This is a genomic window from Pseudoalteromonas luteoviolacea, assembly GCF_018100925.1.
Lineage (GTDB): Bacteria > Pseudomonadota > Gammaproteobacteria > Enterobacterales > Alteromonadaceae > Pseudoalteromonas > Pseudoalteromonas obscura.
Genome location: NZ_JAGJEH010000018.1, coordinates 1 through 20448, shown reverse-complemented (window position 1 = coordinate 20448; position 20448 = coordinate 1). Strand labels below are relative to the sequence as shown.

Here is a 20448-nt window from a genome sequence, read left to right as displayed (position 1 = left end):
GAATTAGCAAGGATCCAGAGTTGCAACATGAATAAATTGGCACCAAAAAACGGCAAATACACAAGTTATCAGGATGTGATCGCAACCGATAAAATAGCCCCGCCGGAGGATATGCATATGCACTCTTCGGCGCAATATGATTTTCACTCTATTTCTAAAGCCCGTTATACCGAAGCTGAATACCATGATTTGGAGATGAAAAAAGTTTGGTCACGCGTTTGGCAAATGGCGTGTCGTGTCGAAGATATCCCTGAAGAGGGGGATACCTATGTCTATGAGATTGGCCATCTATCCTTGATAGTTGTGCGTGTGTCAGACGATGAGCCGCAAAGCTTGAGTGAGACCAAGGTTATCAAGGCATATTATAACTCCTGTCGCCATCGTGGACGTAAACTGGTTGAGCATAACACCAGTGTGCAATGTATCAGATGCCCCTATCATGGTTTCACTTGGTCTCTAGAGGGGGAATTAACTGAAATTCCATATGAGTGGGACTTTTCCAAAATCGAAAAGAAGTCGATGCCACTGCTAGAAGTGCGTGTCGATGTGTGGGATGGGTTCGTATTCATTAATATGGACCCAGATGCCGAGTCACTTAAATCCTATTTAGAGATTTTACCTGAGCAGCTTGCCAATAATTTTTACGGCGAGCAAGTTGTTGTAAAACATAGTCAACAAGTGTTACCTGCAAATTGGAAAACCGTCATGGAGTCCTTTATGGAAGGGTTGCATGCCCAAGAGACCCATGGTCATACATGGGCGCATCTGAGCGATATATTGCAATATGATACATTTCCGGGTGTCCGCCATATATCGAGAAGCTTTCACGCCGTGGGGCTGCAGGTCAGTGAAGGCCGAGAAAAGCTGACCGAGCAGGAGATCATGGACCACTTCCATTACAATGTGCATCTTGGCAACCCTGATACGCCGCCGCCTCAGTTAGGTCAAGGGGTAACGGCTCGGCAATATATGGCAGATATCATGCGCGCCCAGCATACGTTAAAAACGGGCAAAGACCATATGCATCTGTCCGATGCTGAGGCTCTGGATGTGCTGCAGTATACCTTGTTTCCTAATATCATCTTGTTCCGTGGGATCACGCTGCCGATTATTTTACGCTTTAGGCCGAATAAAAATGATCACAGCCAATGTATTTTCGATATCTTCTTTCTTGAAGATAAGCCGAAAAGCGAAGTTGAATCTCCCGCTGTGGAAACCGTTCATATGGCTGCAGGTGATACCTATGAAGAAGCTGGCGTCTTGGAAGATTGGCTAGGCCATGTGTACGACCAAGATATGGTGAATATTGAGAACATGCATGGCGGCTTGCTATCAGGGCCAGATCAGGAAGTGTATCTAAGTGACTATCATGAGTCGCGGATCAAGCACTTTCACCATGCATTGAACCTGTACATGAATAAAGAGCTAGGAGGCGAGTAATGCTGGTCAACAATGAAACATGTGTGTCTACAAAGCCTTATTTTGAGATCCCAGATAAACATGTGGCTGAATTTTTAGAATACTGTGACAAGTTCATTGCCAAGACGGCCAATGAACCTAAATGTATGCATTATATTTTTTCTTTTGATGGTAACAAGGGCCACTGCCAAGAGTGCTATGAAGATGCAGAAGGCGTCTTGGCGCATTTGCAAAATATTGATGAGTTAAATCGCCAGGCAATGCATTTGGCGACAATATTTCGCTATGAGGTACATGGTCCAAAAAGTGAATTAGATAAACTCAGAGGGCCACTGGCTTTTTTGAACCCGATTTATTATGAGACCCGATGCGGTTTTCGTAAGGTATTGGAACCGACGAGTTAAGGCGAGGTGGGCGGATAAGACGGCTACACATGTTATGGCATACAGCAAAGGTGGGGTACCGATGTCCGCTACTTTAGATAGCCTTTTTATAAAGTGAAAACTTTGATAAGTGGGGGTTCCCACTTTAAACAAAGCTTAGTTAGTTGTCGTTTAACAGAGCAGGTGCTTTTTTATATGCGAGCACCGTGTTGTCTAGGCGCGTACAGATAAGATGGATGTAGTGGCAGTATCCTCTGCTTCAGCAATATGGATGTGAACACTGGCAGCGATGCCAAGTGGTGAGCGCAAAAATTTGTTAGCTAATGCTTTACTGGTGTGAGTAGATAGGCCGTCAACGTTTACTCAAAATGAACAAGATAATCTTTATTGGTGCGAAGTTATATTATGAACATGGATGCATTTAAGCAACGAATTCAATTAAAAAATAGTGAAATCCACTTGAGCTCTGCTCCCGAATTAACCGATGGTAATACGGCTCTATTTGCACAGCAAGTACGTGCATTATTAGAGGGAAAGTTACCGTTAGATGAAGCGCACCTGAAAGGGCATGTCAGCACTGACAGCACAATTCCTTTTAGTTTGTCAGATATTCAATATGCTTATGTGATCGGTCGAAATCCAGGCGTTGAGCTAGGAGGCCGCTCTAGCAGTTTTTATATTGAGATTGATGTTGAAGATGCGGACATTGACGCATTAACAGCTTCTCTCAATCATGTGATCTCACTGCACCCAATGTTACGCGCAGTACTAAGCGGTGATGGCCAACAAAAAGTGCTCGAACAGGTGTCGCCCTACCAAATTGAAACACTGGATGTATCAGGCTTGGAAAAACAGGAGCAGCAAGCTGCATTGGCCGCACATCGCCATGAGTTAGAGACTACATTATTACCTTTAGATAAAGCCCCTTCTTTTGTGATCAAGGCCATTCGTCTAGACACGGGCCTAGTTCGCCTGGCAATCTATTTTGATTTAATTTTTGTCGATATGCACAGCGTATATCTCGTGCTACAAGATTGGTTTGACCATTATCAAAATGGCACTGTGGCCACGCAATCACGGCCTAGCTTCAGTGATTACTTAAATTGTGAAGCATTACTCACTGATGAAGCGCAAGGTCGAAAAGATGTGGCATACTGGGAAGACAAACTCAATAAATTGCCACAAGCACCTGAAATGCCGTTAAAAAAGGCACCTAGTTTACTGTCTCAACCACAGTTTTGTCGCTTGTCTAAATCTTTGCCAGCAACGCTCATTGAGCAACTACGAGTCGTTGCACACAACGGCGGAATGACACTCGAAACTTTATTTCTTGGCGCCTATGCAGAGGTGGTTCGTCAGTGGTCAAAGGCACAGAACTTCACCCTGACCGTGACCCAAATGAGTCGTCGCCCCTATTTTGAAGGTGTAGAACACACGGTGGGTAACTTTTTACAACCTGTGTTGTTGCCTGTCGAGGGAGGAAAAAGCGAGACATTTTCCCAGCGATTATTGGCCTTACAATCATCCATCATCAGCAATCGCCTGCACTCGTCCCACAATAGCATCAAGGTGCTAAGAGCACTGACCAAGCAAAGTCAATCAAATCGCGCGGCATCATTCCCTGTGGTATTTAGTAATACACTCGACTATGACCTACAAGAAGTCGTGAAAAGCCCTTCTTGGCCTGGTATTCACAGTCGGTATATGAGTAATACAACGCCGCAGCTGTGGTTAGAAAATCAGCTTACCTATGAACAAGGGCAAGTAACGATAAATTGGAACTATGTTGAAGAGTTATTCCCAGATGGCATGATCCAAGAGATGCAAGAAGCGTATCTGACGTTGTTAAATGCCTGTGCCAGCGATGCAAAATTGCTTGATAAGCAAGGTGAGGTTGTTGATTTACCTGAGCAGGATGCCAGAGCACGACAACAAGCAAATGACACGGAGATAGCGCTCAACCCGACTTTACTACAAGATTTAGTGCTAAACGCAGCGCACAAATACCCTGATCAGGTTGCCTTGGTACAAGGTGATCGCCAAGTCACTTACTCAGAGCTGCTCAACAAAGCACAGTGGATTGCCAATCAGATCGGTCGCAATGTTAATATCTGCGCCAATGATATAGTGGCCGTCACTCAGCAACAAGGCCCAGATCTGGTCATTGCGATAGTCGGTGTTTTGTTATCGGGAGCCGCTTATGTGGCGATAGACCCTAATCTACCCAGTGCCAGAAAAGTGAAATTACTAGAGCGCTGTGATGCCAAAGGGGTGGTTGGAGACACAAATACCCTAGCTGATTTTACGCAGATCAGCGATGTCCCGCACTGTGACTTATTCGGATATGACGCTACGCAGACTGCATCAACAGTATCACACCCCGTTCCCGAGCTGGATGATTTGGCGTATGTGATCTTCACATCAGGGTCCACCGGAGAGCCCAAAGGCGTGATGATCTCCCATCGCAACGCCGCCAATACGGTAATAGATATTAATCGTCGCTTTAATGTTAGCAGCGATGATGCGGTACTCTCCGTAGCCCCTGCTGGATTTGATTTATCTGTATACGATTATTTTGGTGTGCTCGGTGCCGGAGGACGGGTCGTCTTTGGCAAGCCTGAATCGGCACAAGATCCGCTTTTGTGGTATGAAGAGTTGGTCGCGCATGACGTGACAATTTGGAATAGTGTTCCGGCACCAATGAAAGCATTGGTAGACAAAAATACCCACAATTTATCTCAGTCAAAACTCAGGTTGGTATTGATGAGCGGTGACTGGATCCCGGTTGATTTGCCCGACCGCATCAAAGAAGTATTGCCGCACTGTGAAGTCATCAGTTTGGGCGGCGCAACCGAAGGCTCCATTTGGTCTATTTTCTACCCTATTCAAGCCGTTGATGACAAATGGTCGAGTATTCCTTACGGCAAGCCATTGGCAAACCAACGTTTCCATGTATTAAACGAGTGGCTGTCTCACTGCCCGCGTTGGGTGACAGGTGAGCTGTACATTGCCGGTGAAGGGGTTGCACAAGGGTATCTTGGCGATAAAGAAAAAACTGCCCAGCGCTTTTTTGACCACCCTGTAACGGGAGAGCGCTTGTATAAAACTGGTGACTTAGGAAAATACATCGCCGATGGGTACATTGAGATTTTAGGACGAGAAGACAATCAAGTTAAGATCAACGGCTATCGAGTTGAACTTGGTGAAGTTGAAGTATGTTTATTGGATCATGAACACATTAGCCATGTCGTGGTGGGGGCGCCAGCACACCCAAGAACAGGACAGAGGCACATCGTCGCATGGATTGTTTCTGATAAGCCTCAAGCTGAGTTAGATCATGACGCGCTGCAAACCCAGTTGCGAAACCTCGCCCAGCGTGAACTCCCCAACTATATGATCCCGTCTTATTATATTGTGTTGGATGCGATGCCACTTACCAGCAACGGAAAAATAAGTCACAACGAACTGCCTAGCCCTTGGCAAGATCTGGACAACGAGGCGGAGCAGAGTGTGCAAGCGGGCAATGAAATCGAAGCTGCACTGCTTGATATCTGGATCAAGCAGCTTCAGCATGATTCGGTCGATGTGACCAGCGGCTTTTTTGATATTGGTGGAGACTCATTACATGCTGTGGCGTTAATAGGCACGATCAGAGAGCAATTTGGCATCAATACTGATACCGAACAAGAGATCGTGGAAGGGCTATTTATGAACTCAAATATTCAATATTTTGCCCAACTCATCCACAAGGACCACGAGACCGAAGTAGAATAAGGAAAGCGTCAATGTACAGCGATGAAGTACATAATCAAGTTTTTGATTACATTGTTATTGGGGGCGGAACGGCCGGATGTGTCATGGCTGCTCGATTGTCTGAAGATGAGCAGGTCTCGGTGCTATTAATTGAGGCAGGTCAGGACTCGGATGCAAATGAGGAAAATAGCCCACTAAGAGATGCCTCTCAATTGGTTTTGGATGGGTATAATTGGGATTATGAAGCGAACCTCAGTGGCAGTAATCGCTTCTTATCAGAACAGCCTGAGGCGCCCGCGAAACCGGGCAAGCGTGCGCCGGATAAATTATTTGGCTACAAAGCGGGCAAAGTGATGGGCGGTTCATCAGCGGTCAATGGCGCTGTGGCGCTGCGCGGGTTTCCCAGTGACTTTGATACATGGGCTAAACTGGGCTGTCCAAACTGGCAATGGGATAAAGTAAAACCCTGGTTTGATCATTTAGAAGCGGATGCAGATTTTGGCGACACCGACCGCCATGGTAAAGATGGCTACTTGCGGATCCGGCGGCCCTCTGAGGCTGAACTGCACCCATTGGATGTGCTCTTCTCTCAGATCTGTCAAGAACATCACATTCCCTATACTGAAGATTTAAACCACGGTGAGCAAACGAGTGTGGGATTGGTCCCTTCCAATGTTGGTCACGAAGCTGAGCGACTGGATGTGTATCGCTCGTATCTTGAACCTATGCGTGGTCGGAAAAACCTCCATGTTTTAACCGATGTTATGGTTTCTCATGTGCAGTTTTCGGGAAACAAAGCGACTGGGGTTAGGGTACTACAAGGCAACTCAGCGCGTGAACTACAGGCGAAACATGTGGTGCTCTGTGCTGGCGCGATTGGCAGCGCGGCAATTTTACAGCGTTCAGGCGTGGGGGATGCAACTCACTTAGACAAGCTCGGGATCCCTGTGGTAGCAGATTTACCTGCTGTAGGGGGCAACTTACAAGATCACAGTGCCGTAGTGTTGTGGGCCAAGCCCAAACAAGCGCTATGCACCACTGGTTCGCCATGGCGACAGGTCGCTGCCCGATTACCCAGTGGTCATGACAGCCAAATTGATGTGCAAATTGGCCTGCTCAACAATGTGAGTAGCAAAACGGTACCGAGATTTAGTCAACAAGGGGAAGACACCATGCTTGTGGGCGCCTCGGTGATGTTGATGCGGCCTCAGGCACGCGGCCGGGTGTTTATTGAAACGCCATGTGCAAAAACCAGCCCTGTGATAGATTTTCCTATTCGCCAACACGATGAAGATATAAAGCGTTTGATAGGTGGAGTGAGAAAGATTTGGTCGGTGATACGACACGAGAAACTTGCTGACTGTCTAGAGGACATTCCTATCTGGTCCGACTCCATGATCAACAATGATGTTGTTATGCACAATGCGATGAAAAACCTCGTAAACCCTGGTTGGCATGCCTCAGGCACTGTGTGTATGGGCGAGCCCGGTCAAGCGGGCACAGCCGCTGACGAACAGGGCAAGCTTCATGGTCTTGAAGGGATCACGGTCGCCGATACCTCGCTGTTCCCACGTGTCCCGTCGATGCCGACCAATTTAACCACCATTATGGTAGCGGAGCGGATCGCCAATAGTTTAAAAGTAGGAGCACTACAATGAGTGTGGATAAAAAAAGAGTTGTGTACGCATTTCCGCACTTGGGGGCGGGGGCTGCGGTATATAACGCGTGGAGTAAATATGCGCAGGAACAGTCTCAGCTGTTGTTCAAAGCGATTGAGATCCCAGGTAGAGGCGCATTAGGTGGAGAGGCACACATTCAAGAGTTGGACGAGTTAGTAAATAAACTCGCCGATGCGTTACATTTGCACTATGTCAGTGCACAAGATCAGTGTCAGGATTGGATCACATTTGGGCATAGCTTTGGTGGCGTGATCAGCATGGCGGTAAACCAATTGCTAGAGCGTAAATACGGGATGAGACCGACATTTAGTATCATTTCTGCTTCGCCTGCCCCCTGCGTGCAAGAACAGGAAAACCTGCATTTGCTAAGCGATGAGGCGATCTTGGAAAAAATCAGAAGAGATAAAGGCACGCCCGAGGCGGTACTGAACCAGCCTTTGATCGCCAACCGACTGATCAAGCAGCTTCGCAGTGACTACACAGTGAAAAGTCAGTTTGGCGCGTTAAAACACATGCGAGTTAAACAGCCACTAACCCTTATTACCGCGTCAAAAGACTTTGATGTGCCAGAGCGGGATGTCTTCGCTTGGCAGGAGCACTCCACTGGCAAAACAAAACACGTGGAAGTGGCTGGCGACCATTTTGCAATTTATGACAATTGGGATGTGGTGGAGCGAGAAATGTTGCAAGGGTTAGTGTCTGAGCAACCGGTATGTTAGGGAACCGAGGGGATAGCAGTGAGTAAAGATATCGAATCGCACAATGAGTTTAGAGAATACTGCCGAGACTTTTTGCAACGAGAAGCTGTGCCCTATCAAGCGCAGTGGGAACAACAGGGATTAGTGGACCGCTCATTTTGGAAAAAAATGGGTGAAGCAGGGTTACTTGGTATGGAGATTGATCCTGAGTATGGTGGTCAAGGTCGCAAGGGCATCTCTCATACTGTTATACTGACAGAAGAGCTGATCAGCGCTGGACTGACAGCACCTATCATTATTTCTCACAACGATGTTTTGGCCAGTTACATCAACGCGCATGGCACAGAGCAACAAAAAAAACGTTGGCTGCCAGCGCTGTGTAGTGGTGAAAAAGTCGCTGCGATTGCCACCACTGAACCTGGGGGCGGATCTGACTCAACAGAAATAAAGACCACAGCAGTGCGCGACGGAGAAAAATATGTGGTCAATGGGAGCAAGGCGTATATTACCAATGGCGTCAACGCTGACATTGTTGTAACCGCGGTACAAACGGGCAGCGGCCAACGCGGTCAAGGACTGAGCTTATTGGCCCTTGAACGAGGTTTGAGTGGCTTTACACGAGGTGCCGCGTTGAAGAAGTTAGGATGGCATGCCAGTGACACTGCCGCGCTTTATTTTGAGGATTGTCATGTGCCTGCAGACAACCTAATCGGCCGTGAAAACATGGGCAGCTATTATTTTATGACGGCCATGACCCGAGAGCGTTTAAGTATTTCGTCAGTAGCAGTGGCCACCGCTGAAACCATATTAAAAGAGACGCTGGAATACAGCAAAAACCGTATTGCATTTGGTCAACCTATAGGCTCTTTGCAACACAATAAGTTCACACTCGCCAATTTAGATACCGAAGTCAAGATTGCCCGGATCTATCTCAATGATGCGATTGACAAGTTTAATCGCAAAAAACTCAATGTCGATGACGCGGCACGCGCCAAGTTATGGACAACCAATTTGCAGGTCAAAGTGGCTGAGCAGTGCATGCAATTGCACGGCGCATCGGGTTACATGAGTGACTCCAGCATGGGGAAGCATTGGGTAAATAGCAGAGTGCAGAAAATCTATGGTGGCACCAGTGAAGTGTTGCAAGAAGTAATTGGAAAGTCGATTGGCCTTTAGCAAATTTGGAGAGAATAATGAGCGAAAAATTAGATAGTTATAAATTAACACAGGACCACCAGTCGTGGACGTCAAAACCTGCGACTTTGGAAGAGTGGCAAATTGTTAATGAATGGGCGCTCGCTGAAAAGTGGGATTTGGGTCTAGGTGATACCGAGTGCTTTTTTAACATTGATGATCAGGGCTTTTACTTGGGCTATGTGAATGGAGAGCCGGTCGCTTCGGTATCCGTTGTTAATTATAGTGATGAGTATGCCTATGCTGGGTTTTATTTAGTTGCACCTGGTGCCCGTGGTAAAGGGTATGGGTTGCGTTTGAGTTACGATGCATTTCATCACTGTGACAAGCGCTCAGTTGGGCTTGATGGCATGCCTGAACAGGAAGAAAATTACAAAAAAGGCGGGTTTGTCACTCACTATGAAACTTCGAGGTTGGTTGGGGTGCATAACCAACAAGTTGATGCACCGCAAGGCGTGCAAAATATTACGGCTGACAATATCGAAGCGGTCATTGAATTTGATGCGAAAATTACTGGCTATTCACGTGCTGCGCTATTGCAAAACTGGTTCAGCGGAGAGGGGCGTCACGGCTTTTTAATAGAGTCTGGTGATGGGGTCTTAGGTGTGGTCGGGATCCGCCGCTCCACAGATGGTTACCGATTGGGTCCTCTCTATGCCGAAAATCAAGCGGTCGGCGAGAAGCTGTTCGCTGTGGCGATGGCACAGGTGCCACTTGGCACACAGGTAACAATTGATGCACCGACGTTGGATCTTGGTTTTATCAACACCTTAAAAGCGTTAGGGTATGAGGAGATATTTCATACATTCCGCATGTACAGAGGCACAGAGCCACAAGGTGAAAAGCACAAAATTCAAGCCATTGCATCATTGGAACTCGGCTGATCATAGCGCCTTATGCGCCATTGATTAGACATAATCACGCCCGAATAAAGAGAAAAATAATGACACAACAGCCGACATTATTTGAATGGATGGGGGGACGGGAAGCCGTGGCCACCCTATTAGAAAAATTTTATGAAAAAGTGAAGCAAGATGACTTGTTGCAGCCGCTTTTCCAACATATGGCAGATGACCATCACACTCATGTTGCAATGTGGTTTGAAGAGGTACTCGGCGGCACTTCGATTTATACCGAAGAGCGCGGTGGCTTTAAAACTATGATCCGAAGGCATCGAGGGAGAAAGATCCAGCCGGAGCAGCGAGAACGCTGGGTTGCACTGATGTTGCAAACAGCCGATGAAATTGAGCTGCCAGACGATCCCGAGTTTCGTTCCGCTTTTGTAGCATACATCGAATGGGGCTCTCGACGAGCACTGGCTAATTCGCAACCGGATGCGCCCCCCTCAAAACGAGAAACCGTGCCGCGGTGGGGATGGGGAGAAGCGCCTCCGGGGACCGAGTAAGTATTAACCTAAATTACACTAATTATTGGTAGAAAAAGATGGACGAACATAAAAAGAAAGCGCGTATCCTGATAGGCGTCTCTGGATCCGTGGATATCGTTTTACTTCCTAAGTATTTGCAAACAATTAAAGCCAACATAGATTGTACTTTAACGGTATTGATGACTAAATCAGCCGAGGTTTTTATTCCGGCGACCACCATCGCACTGTTCGCAGATCGGGTGATCAGTGGTGAAAAGCCTGAAGATTGGCCAACGGATAAACCTTCTAGGATCATTGCTGATCATGACATTGTGGCCGTGATGCCTGCGACTGCTAACACCTTAGCAGCTGTGGCAACGGGCAGTGCTCCTAATCGACTCGCCACCATTATTATGGCTGCAACTTATCCCGTGCTGTTTTTTCCAGTGATGGGGGCCAGTATGTGGGAAAAGCCCGCTGTACGCAGAAATGTGCAGCAATTGCGAGAAGATGGTTATCAAGTGGTCGAGCCGGTTTGGCACGAAAACTTTGATGTATCGCTGGCACGTATGGTGGGACACCCTTCTTTTCCAAGCCCAGAGGATGTGATCGCCATTTTACGCGACAACATTGGAAGTTAACAAAGCGCGCCAAGGTATTAAAGCGAAAACAGGTCAACTGGGTGTTGCGTGTTTCTCCAGTTGGCTTTCACAACAACAATAATTAGAAGGTGTGAAGGTATGTACCAAGCGAGAAGAGATAAACGACAAAGCATATATGCGCATTGGCAGTGGTATTGCCTGCTGATGATGAGCCTGCTGTTCCCAACAACAGCGTTGAGTACACCCAACACCAATAAACCAGACTTTATCGGGTTTGAAAGTGGTCCGGTTCGACCTTTAGCGATATCCCCTGATGGCAAACGTTTGTTTGTGACTAACATTCCAGATAACCGTTTGGAAATTTTTGATATTACCTATACCACGCCCCGACTACTTGGCTCAGTCATGGTGGGGATGGAGCCCGTTGCCGTGGCGGTTTTAAGCAATGACATTGTGTTTGTTGCTAACCACCTTTCGGACAGTGTCAGTGTCGTGAACGTGCGAAACCCTGCAAGCGCGTTTGTTAGTAAGACACTTCTGGTCGGTGATGAACCTCGTGACATTGTCGTCACAGACCCTGACGGCAGTGGTCCCGCCAGTCCGAGGTTATTTGTTGCGACGGCACATCGAGGCCAACACCGAACCCACTCGAGCATTGCCAGTGTACCAGGTGCCGGCGATCCACAGTTGACAACACCGGGCGTCGGGCGCGCTGATGTTTGGGTGTTTGACAGTCATCAATTGGGTGCCGAACTGGGTGGTAAGCCACTAAAAATAATGTCTTTTTTCTCGGACTCTCCCCGTGCATTGGCGGTCAGTAATGATGGAAAACGCGTCTATATGGCTGCGCATTTTTCACACAATAGAACTGCCCTCGTGAATAATTTCACTATTTGTAATGGCTTTGAACATGCAGCACCCTGTGAAACACTGGATGGACAAGCGTCACCAAATGGTCCCGTCAACGCTGCTGGCAAAGGCGTTTTACCCGGAGGGTTGCCTGCGCCTGCTGAAAACTTTGAAGGGTTCAAAGCACCAGAAACCAGTTTGATAGTACAGTTTGACCCTAATGCAGGACCGGCTGATAATGACCTCAATACAGGCCAGTTTGTCGATGCGCAGGGAAGAAACTGGAGCAATGGTGTACGTATGCATCTGCCGGACAAAGATGTTTTTGTCATAGATGCGCTGGATTTACAGGAGGTAGCATTCCATCAATCTGTGGGCACGACGTTATTCAATATGGCTGTGAACCCGCGTACGGATGTGCTTTACGTGAGCAATACCGAGGCGCAAAATATGAAACGCTATACTGGCGAGGGCTATAATGGCAAATCGCTGCGAGGACATATTGCAGAGTCGAGAATTACTGTGATCACATCGGCGGATGAACATGATCAAGGTGGCAATAATGTTATCCCTCGTCACCTCAATAAGCACATTGACTATAATCAGCCTGTCGCCCCCGCTGAGGTGAAGGCTAGTAGTCTGTCCACTCCTTTGGAAATGGTCGTTAGCCAAGATGGACAGATGTTATATGTGGCTGCATTTGGCTCTCAGGCGATTGGCACATTTAATACCACAGCGCTCGAAAATGATACTTTTGTTCCCAGTGAGGCGTCGCACATTCAGCTCTCGGCAGGTGGTCCAGGTGGGCTGGTGCTGGCTGATAACGATAAAACTCTATATGTCTATACGCGCTTTGATAATGGTGTTTCAGTGGTGGATACTAGAACCAAGCAAGAAGTTGATCACGTCACACTGTTTAATCCTGAGCCTGAGTCCATCGTAAAGGGGCGCCCCTATTTATACGATGCCAAACTGACCTCAAGTAATGGAGAGGCATCGTGTGCGAGTTGCCATATTTTTGGTGATCACGACTTTATAGCATGGGATTTAGGGGATCCAAATGAGCGCGTTAAAAACAGCTCATTGCCGATTAATTTACGTGAATTTTTTGAGTTTGCGTCCTCTTTTGATCCCGTGGGTGCTGAACGCTTAGCTGCACTCAACGGTGACGCGGAGGTCAACCAATTCCACCCACTTAAAGGACCTCTATTGACACAGACGTTAAGAGGGATCAGTACACATGGCGCCATGCATTGGCGAGGTGATAAACTCAATGGTGTATTCACCGCAGATCCCGACAATCCTACTTTGGATGATGCGTTTGACGAAGCGCTTTCATTTATAAATTTTGCCCCGAGTTATGCATCAGTCAATGGCATGGCCGAGCCGCTGTCAAAATCGCAAATGCTGGAGTTTTGGGCATTTACAAAGGCACTTTTTATGCCACCAAACCCGGTTAGAAACCTAGACAATAGCCTAACGCCATCACAACAAAATGGCAGAGACTTCTTTTTTGGCCTCAAAGAAGATGTCACCATGCCTGATGGTACAGAGATAACAGTCACACGACGCGCGGTATTTTTGTCCGAGTTAGATAATATTTTACTGAATCAATCTACTGGGATGGACTTTGTCGGTGGGTTTAGTTGTGAAGGATGTCACGCATTGGAACCAGAAAAAGGTTTTTTTGGCACCAATGGCAGGCAGAACATAGAGGATCCGCAAATATTGAAGATCCCCCACTTGCGCAACTTGGCAAATCGGGTAGGTGCATTTGGCATTGTGCCCAATGAAGATGTGAATATGCACACGGTACCCGACCCCAGTGTATTTGACTTCAAAGGCGATCAGATCAAAGGGTTTGGCTTTTTGAAAGACGGTGGTGTTGATACTATCGGGAACTTTTTTGGCTCCAGTCGTTTCTTTGATTCAGGCAAAGGCACTGGATTTCAAACGACACAACAGCGACTAGACACGGAACAATATATGTTCGTTTTTCCTGGGGACTTGGCACCGATTGTGGGGCAGCAGATCACACTCAACCACTATACAGATACAGGCTTTGAGCGGGTTAAGCTACTACTCAAACGAGCCAGAGAAAAGTTTGTCTCTAAAACACTCGGTGGTGAAACGGTCGAAGCTGATGTGGTGGCAAAGTGCTTAGTGCACGGCAAGCCGCGAGGTTTTTTGTATAATCAGTACGGCTTATTTACCTCTGACAGAGGGTTCCCACTACTGACACTTGGCCTAGTATTTAGATTGTGCCATGGGCCTGTGACTTTCACAGCAGTGCCGCCGGGATCGGGTTATCGGATCGGAATTGATAGAGATACCGATGGTCTACCAGATGGCTTCGATTGGTTTCGTTGGGGGCATTAAACAGATAGGGTCATAACGCATAGTCGTTATGGCCCTATCAACGGCTCAATTCTATGTGTGTATCGTTTTGCTCCGTGCGCAATGGTACGACATGTCTACACTGTATAGCGGGAGAAGAAAAGTCACCAGTTGTGCACTGGATGGCCAAGGCACCTTGATACTCTGTGCCCATTTGAAACTGCAAAAAATGATAATTTTCGCTTACCAAGGAGCTTGGTTTGGTATGACATACATGAATACGCTGTTTTAAAAATTGAAAATAAAACTGATTTAGGGGGAGCGACATCCCCTGCCCGCACGCTTTAATATATGCCTCTTTTAACGTCCATAGCTGATAAAAGTGATGGCGCTGCGTTACGGGGTCCATGGCTTGCAAGGTTTTAATTTCGTGTTGTGTAAAGTAACGCGTCGCGATATCAGTGATTTTCTCTCGCCTTTGTATCCACTCAATGTCTACCCCTACTTCACCTACATAATTTACAGCCAACACCACAGCCCCTTTGGTATGGGATAGGTTAAAGTAAAGCGGTGCATTGAGACGGTTCACAATGGCTGGTTTGCCAAAGCGACTCTTTTTGAACTGCCATTGATGTGGCGCAATATCTGGGCAGTATCGGGATAAAGTGCATCTAACGAGTGCGCGGGTAACTAAATATTGATGCCGATGGCCATCGTAGATGAACCGCAAGTAGTGTGCTCGCTCTTCATCACTGAGCATTAATTTATATTGGTCTAATAACTCAGGACACGTGATCTGCTCATCTTTTGCAATCCAAAGCGGTAGTACCGGATGATGTGGAGTCATACCGAGCCCATTAGCAGGAAACGGTTTCTATTTCACACGGGAGCTTGATATGTACTTCGTTGTTTTCGACCAGGATATCATAACTTGTGAGTGGACGCTTGGTGAGCGATCCCAAAGATGCGCCATCTGATAAGTTAAATTTCGCCCCATGCAACGGACAGATCAGTTTTCCAGCTTTGACTTTGGCATTTGTCATTGGCCGGCTTTGGTGGGGGCAGCTATTTTTAAACGCGTAATATTGACCTTCGAATTTGCACAATAGAACATTGTACCCATTGATTTTAAGTGCCATGCTCTTTCCTTCTTTGAGCTGGTCTTCTGTTGTGGCTATATGATAGCGTCCTTGAGCTAATGTCATGGTTTCATCCTTCCAATACTTAATGTCTGGTTCTTGTCAGAACAATCACTCATTGCAAAATACATGGCGTATGTATATTAGATGTCGTGAGAGCGGCCTGTTTAAAGGCTGACATCATACTTAGGGGGACTGCGAGCGATAGACTCCAGCATAGCGTAATCCCTTACCTAATGCTACATTCAAGTTGTTAAAATCATGAGAGATATTACTCATCAAAAGCGGTTTCTAGGCGCGATACAGATGTAAGCGAGCAATGACCGGGCCCGCTCTGGCATCTCTGATGCGCTTGCCTGTATAGGGTTTGAGTGGTGATAATTTAGGCCGATCATTTAAGACAATCACAGGTGAGTGGGCAATCATGGTGGTTTTGTTGAATTCCCCATTTTGACCTCGGTTGTATTTAAGATTGACAATTGGGGTGATGCGAAGTGGCCTTATTGTGCGAAAATATTCGCTGTCATTGGCGTTTGCCAATGCTTTCTTTTCTTGCTCTATCATTTTTACCCAATTACTTGCATTCACATCGGACAGTTTTGATTGCAAGGTCCTATCCAGTTTTTCATGCCAATACTGCCTTGGTTGTATCGCACTTCGGCTGGTTGAATGTGACCAGCTATAAGATAAGCTAAAAGTGTCTTGTGGGGCGAGCAATAAGTTTCTAGAAACGGCTTTGCGGATCAATAATGGTACTGCCTGTGATACAAGTTCAAATCTCTGATCGGGGTTTTTGCCGGCATGATGCTGAATGAACGTATCGAATTCACTTTTTAGTTGATTTACGTGTGCAACTCGCTCTCTCAACTCCTGATCGTGAGGAGTACTAAAGCATAGACAACCTGGTAAGCGACGTGCCATAACCCCAGGGTGATTACCTTTGAGTGTAAAGTCCAATGCATGATGGAGAAAACGTTGGCGGGCTTGCTCATTAAACAGGGGGTTGGGCAAAATTGTGGGAGCATGCTCTGCAATGTTTTCTTGTGTTAATCTTGGCAACTCATAAACAGCTGAGCATGGTTGTAGCTGGGCATCTTTTAAGAGTGTTAACGCCTCTCCAATGTGCACTTGTAAATAGTGCAGATCAGCGCGAATTTTTCGTATAACGGCTACTTTTTGCATGCTTTCACTTATTTTTGTACTACATCATACCCTTTATTTATTCGATAGTATAACGCAGCAATGCAGCTAAATTTTAAACTGCTTAACTAAACATCAAAATGAACTAAATAAATTGGCATCGACGGCCTGATCGATATCATCCTGAGTATGCTTAATGTAAATTTCTGTGGTTTTGAGCGATGAATGGCCCAGCAAAACAGAAATTACTTTTAGATCAGCGCCATTGTTATACAACCAGGTAGCATATGACCTTCTCAATGAATGGGGTGGGATACGCTGTGCTGCCGAGATCAATCCATACTTCTTACATAAGTTATAGATTGCATGGCCTGATAGGCCCGGTGTATCGGACATTTTATAGTAAGGTTTGCCACTTTTGGTCAACCTGATAAACACAGGGCCGTTGCGATATGGATGAATATTTAGCCAGGCTTTTAGCGCAAGATAAGTAATATTATGTAGTTTTATTTCACGCTCTTTGTTACCTTTACCCACCACAATAAGATGCTGCGTCTCATGATTGATTTGTGCCAACTGTAACCCTGACAACTCAAAACGTCGCAAACCACATCCTATCAACAAATGAAAAATGGCCTTGTCCCGTAAACAAGTCGCAGTGGGCTGCTTTACCTCATCAACCTGCTGCAATAACTGTCGAAAGTTTTGTTCGCTGATCAACTGATGTTTTTTAATCCTTGATCCCATGGACCTCTTCACACTTTTGACCCGCTCATAGTGCAATGAGGTGATCTGACCAAGTAAAAAAGCTTCTTTCAAAACACTTTTAATTACCGACAAGTAAAGTGATTTTGTATCTGGGGAAAGGCCTACTTTATCCAAAATAATCAATAAGTTATTTATTGTATTTTTATCTATTTTTGACCATTTTATATGGTAAATATCATCGCACCCGAGGTGCATAGCGACAGCCATGAGCACTCGTCTAGCGGTCTCTTTGGACTTGTCAGAATTAAGCGACATAATATACGCATAGATCGGACACTCATTATCGCGGACAATCAAATTCTGCCCACCAGTATGTAAACTGCTCTCTTTACTTACCTCACTAGGTGCTATACCCAGTATATGTGACAAACGATAACTCATAATTTATGGCGCTTAAGGCTATTTAATACGACAACATTACTATAGCCGATCTGCATATCATTTACTAACGTAAATGTATATTTACGGCAGTAAATCAATTATGTTAAATCATGTTATTTTGTCATTTTCCCTATATAGGATAGATAAAAGTAAAATCTGAACACCGCTTTATTAATGCGTTACGCTTCCAATTTTTAAAAGTTGGCTATTTGTTCAACTGTGAACTTTGTAAACTTGGCGAATTCAAGTTGAATATAACGCCTCAGATCCGCTTTATAGGAAAATGAGGAAAATCTTTCGTTTATTCATGACGTGTTTAACCTGCATGATCAAGTCTTCAAAAACCACATCATGTATTTTTTAAGCTATTTACTGGTCACCCTCAAGTACTTCAATTCATCATCCAGAACATGTTGTTTACCCTAATGGGATCTCGAGTAAAATACAAATCATGGAAAACGGCTCACTTGGCAAAAAATATAAGTTTCATCCGAGCTCCTCACTTACTAAAGCATGGGTGTCAACCTACGGGATCAAGCGTTGAATGCTTTGAGAGCACCGGCCAGTTTTGGGAAGTTGGAGAGTCCAATATCAATGTGTCTGCGAATATTGATAGTGAGATGAAAAGGTTATCAAGTGCCGTCACCATTGCGTTAGATCAGATTGAAGTTATGAAGGCCATCTCAGACTATTATAAAGATGAATTTGGCCAATATCGCCAGTAGGCTTAAATTAAGCCTTCAGCACTATAGACTCAATGCACTCGATCTCAGAGCCATTTGTAACAACAAGATGTCTTAGCAGCTAGAGTCTCGATATCAAAAAGCGAACCTTCTACTAAACTTTTTCATCGTTTTTCCCTATAGTCATGCCTTGTTACTTCATCATAGATGCATGGTAACTACTTTTTATTGGTTCCCAGCGCTCTTTGCATAGTCTGCTTTGATGAAGAAACATCCCTCGCTTTTTATCTAAAATCATAAATAAATTAAGTAACCTCTTTTGCCCTAATCGTTAATCACATGTATGATGTGTTCTTGAGGTGTAATTTGCGACTAGGGCCCTTTATCTAATTACCTATCATTAGGCTACCGTTAGCTTGCATCTTCGTGACCGCTTTCTAGAGTAACTTTTGAATATACCTGGTTGCTCCCAGTCGCGGAGCAAATCTTTCCCTTCTGGTTGGCAAAGCCATTTATAGGTGAGACTGATAATCACGCACTGTTAATGTACTAAATGCAGTTCGATGGGTATGTTTAAAAGCGTATTAAAACTTTCATCCTGTGAGAGTCACAAAAGTGGATACGCAATGAGCAGGCATCAAATACAGCATGCAATAGTGCTGAAATGATAAAAAGTCGTCACGGTTGTCATTGCCTGAATTTTCCTTGCAGCTTATAAGATGACCTTTGAGCCATGACTTTACCCTTTGTTATCAATTACATTGATAGAGAACCCACTGTGATATATAAAACAAGCCGGCTGTAAAACCCATTTATTGTCAAACAATCAAACCTATAAGGTTTGTTTTGATCCACTGAGTCAAAATAGTCACATGAAATAGATGATGAGGTGTTCTTTGGTACGATACCAAGTACCGAATGGTGCCTTAATCCGATTCGATACCCGCTAACTTTTCAGCTTTTGCCAAACGAGCTTTATATTGTTTATTTAAGCTCAAAATTTCTTCACAAAAACGTGCTGTTGGATATATTTCATACTTGTAGTCGACGATATTACCATCATCATCTTTTTCATTTTCAATTGTATAGCGGTTGATAATATCTGAATCAATCAAATCTTTCATGGTGCTGGTCATATCACGCCTTATTGCAGTCAGGCGACTTTTATCGACATCCTCTTGGGACGTGATCGAGCCAAACTTTAAAGACATATTTACCAGCATAAAGTGATATGTTTTACCCACTGCAGCATATTTAAATACTTGGTAAAGGCGCAATGTTAACCAGCGGCTTAGCGATCGCTTAAAGCTTTGTACACGGTCAAAATAGTAGCTTCGATATGTCAGGCCTTCAATTTGCTGCGACATCACCTCATTTAAAAAGGCCACACATTTAACGGTGGACTTTCCGTTAGCGCCCGAAAAATGAATACTACTGATATAATTCATTCTCGACTCGCTATAGGATTCCGACTCCCCGTTCACTTCTCGACACTGCATACTCAATTCAGCGCCCTTTAGAATTAGAAGGGATTCTTTAATCTCATTCACTGATAAGGTTTGTGATACCGACTTAAGTTCAGATTGAAGCTCGCGTAAGGTAAAAACAATTGCATAGCGCTCCCCTACCCGGCCTGAAATTTTCACAATACGCCCTTGAGATCCCAGTCTGACTAATGCGCGCTCTACCTTTTCTTCTCTGTCAGAAGGCCAGGCAAAAAAATCGGTATCCTTGCCTTTAATCAAAGCAGGGGATATATCGAGTACACCTTCATACAGAACGTTGTCCACTTTTTCAGAGACACGACGAGATATGATAACCTTATCACTGGCTGCATTGACGGGGATCTGCTCACGTTTATGCCTGATAAATCGAGACCAAAGATCATAGCCAACAAATGTATTGCTTAAGGAGCTTTTTAAGCCTGCACTGGATGTTTTACAATCAACAAATAAAGAAAGCTGCTCCACTTGGTGTGCACTTTCGATAGTTTCAATATCTCGTCTAATGGAAGCAGGTAGATTGCTCAAAGATACTTTCTTTACTGGTGTTTTCAT

General features: G+C 45.3%; 16 protein-coding genes. 11 read left to right on the top strand and 5 right to left on the bottom strand.

From position 1 onward, the window contains the following. Positions 1 to 27 precede the first annotated feature (27 nt). The 10 genes from J8M00_RS25680 (at position 28) to J8M00_RS25635 (ending at position 14322) form a co-directional block, all read left to right on the top strand. Positions 28 to 1440: an aromatic ring-hydroxylating oxygenase subunit alpha gene (locus J8M00_RS25680; protein ID WP_211013239.1), complete on the top strand. Its 1413-nt coding sequence runs from the start codon at positions 28 to 30 to the stop codon at positions 1438 to 1440. Then, on the top strand, positions 1440 to 1823 hold the full coding sequence (locus tag J8M00_RS25675) for a putative quinol monooxygenase (protein WP_190337413.1): 384 nt from the start codon (positions 1440 to 1442) through the stop codon (positions 1821 to 1823). The genes J8M00_RS25680 and J8M00_RS25675 overlap by 1 nt, the downstream gene beginning before the upstream one ends. A 384-nt stretch (positions 1824 to 2207) precedes the next feature. Next, positions 2208 to 5576, top strand: a complete 3369-nt coding sequence (locus J8M00_RS25670) for a non-ribosomal peptide synthetase (protein ID WP_211013238.1) — start codon at positions 2208 to 2210, stop codon at positions 5574 to 5576. Positions 5577 to 5587: 11 nt separating this feature from the next. Then, positions 5588 to 7213: a GMC family oxidoreductase gene (locus J8M00_RS25665; RefSeq protein WP_211013237.1), complete on the top strand. Its 1626-nt coding sequence runs from the start codon at positions 5588 to 5590 to the stop codon at positions 7211 to 7213. Then, complete coding sequence (locus J8M00_RS25660) at positions 7210 to 7953, top strand: thioesterase II family protein (protein WP_211013236.1); 744 nt, start codon at positions 7210 to 7212, stop codon at positions 7951 to 7953. Before J8M00_RS25665 ends, J8M00_RS25660 begins: the two co-directional genes overlap by 4 nt. 18 nt (positions 7954 to 7971) lie before the next feature. Further along, positions 7972 to 9108 (top strand): acyl-CoA dehydrogenase family protein, encoded by a 1137-nt coding sequence (locus tag J8M00_RS28650; RefSeq protein ID WP_211013235.1) that lies wholly within the window; start codon positions 7972 to 7974, stop codon positions 9106 to 9108. A gap of 17 nt (positions 9109 to 9125) precedes the next feature. After that, positions 9126 to 10010: a GNAT family N-acetyltransferase gene (locus J8M00_RS25650; protein ID WP_211013234.1), complete on the top strand. Its 885-nt coding sequence runs from the start codon at positions 9126 to 9128 to the stop codon at positions 10008 to 10010. A gap of 59 nt (positions 10011 to 10069) precedes the next feature. After that, positions 10070 to 10531, top strand: coding sequence for a group II truncated hemoglobin (locus tag J8M00_RS25645; protein ID WP_247687571.1), 462 nt, complete (start codon positions 10070 to 10072; stop codon positions 10529 to 10531). A 38-nt stretch (positions 10532 to 10569) separates the two neighbouring features. Further along, positions 10570 to 11133, top strand: a complete 564-nt coding sequence (locus J8M00_RS25640) for a flavoprotein (protein ID WP_211013233.1) — start codon at positions 10570 to 10572, stop codon at positions 11131 to 11133. A gap of 99 nt (positions 11134 to 11232) precedes the next feature. Beyond that, a complete protein-coding gene (locus J8M00_RS25635) occupies positions 11233 to 14322 on the top strand; it encodes a YncE family protein (RefSeq protein WP_211013232.1) in 3090 nt (1029 codons plus the stop codon). A 37-nt stretch (positions 14323 to 14359) separates the two neighbouring features. Here J8M00_RS25635 and J8M00_RS25630 read toward each other — a convergent pair whose 3' ends face one another. The 4 genes from J8M00_RS25630 to J8M00_RS25615 all read right to left on the bottom strand — a co-directional run bounded on the left by J8M00_RS25630 (position 14360) and on the right by J8M00_RS25615 (position 17696). Beyond that, positions 14360 to 15127, bottom strand: a complete 768-nt coding sequence (locus J8M00_RS25630) for a 4'-phosphopantetheinyl transferase family protein (protein WP_211013231.1) — start codon at positions 15125 to 15127, stop codon at positions 14360 to 14362. Between the two features lie 10 nt (positions 15128 to 15137). Then, on the bottom strand, positions 15138 to 15485 hold the full coding sequence (locus J8M00_RS25625) for a Rieske (2Fe-2S) protein (RefSeq protein ID WP_211013230.1): 348 nt from the start codon (positions 15483 to 15485) through the stop codon (positions 15138 to 15140). 225 nt (positions 15486 to 15710) lie between these two features. Further along, positions 15711 to 16601, bottom strand: coding sequence for a DNA replication terminus site-binding protein (locus tag J8M00_RS25620; protein WP_211013229.1), 891 nt, complete (start codon positions 16599 to 16601; stop codon positions 15711 to 15713). A 93-nt stretch (positions 16602 to 16694) separates the two neighbouring features. Beyond that, positions 16695 to 17696, bottom strand: a complete 1002-nt coding sequence (locus J8M00_RS25615) for a tyrosine-type recombinase/integrase (RefSeq protein WP_211013228.1) — start codon at positions 17694 to 17696, stop codon at positions 16695 to 16697. Positions 17697 to 18175: 479 nt separating this feature from the next. Here J8M00_RS25615 and J8M00_RS25610 point away from each other — a divergent pair, with 479 nt between their 5' ends. Continuing rightward, entirely contained in the window at positions 18176 to 18433 is a 258-nt protein-coding gene (locus J8M00_RS25610; RefSeq protein ID WP_211013227.1) for a hypothetical protein, read from the top strand. Positions 18434 to 19317: 884 nt separating this feature from the next. Here the strand turns inward: J8M00_RS25610 and J8M00_RS25605 are convergent. Continuing rightward, a partial coding sequence (locus J8M00_RS25605; protein ID WP_211013226.1) for a replication protein A occupies positions 19318 to 20448 on the bottom strand: 1131 nt, incomplete at its 5' end.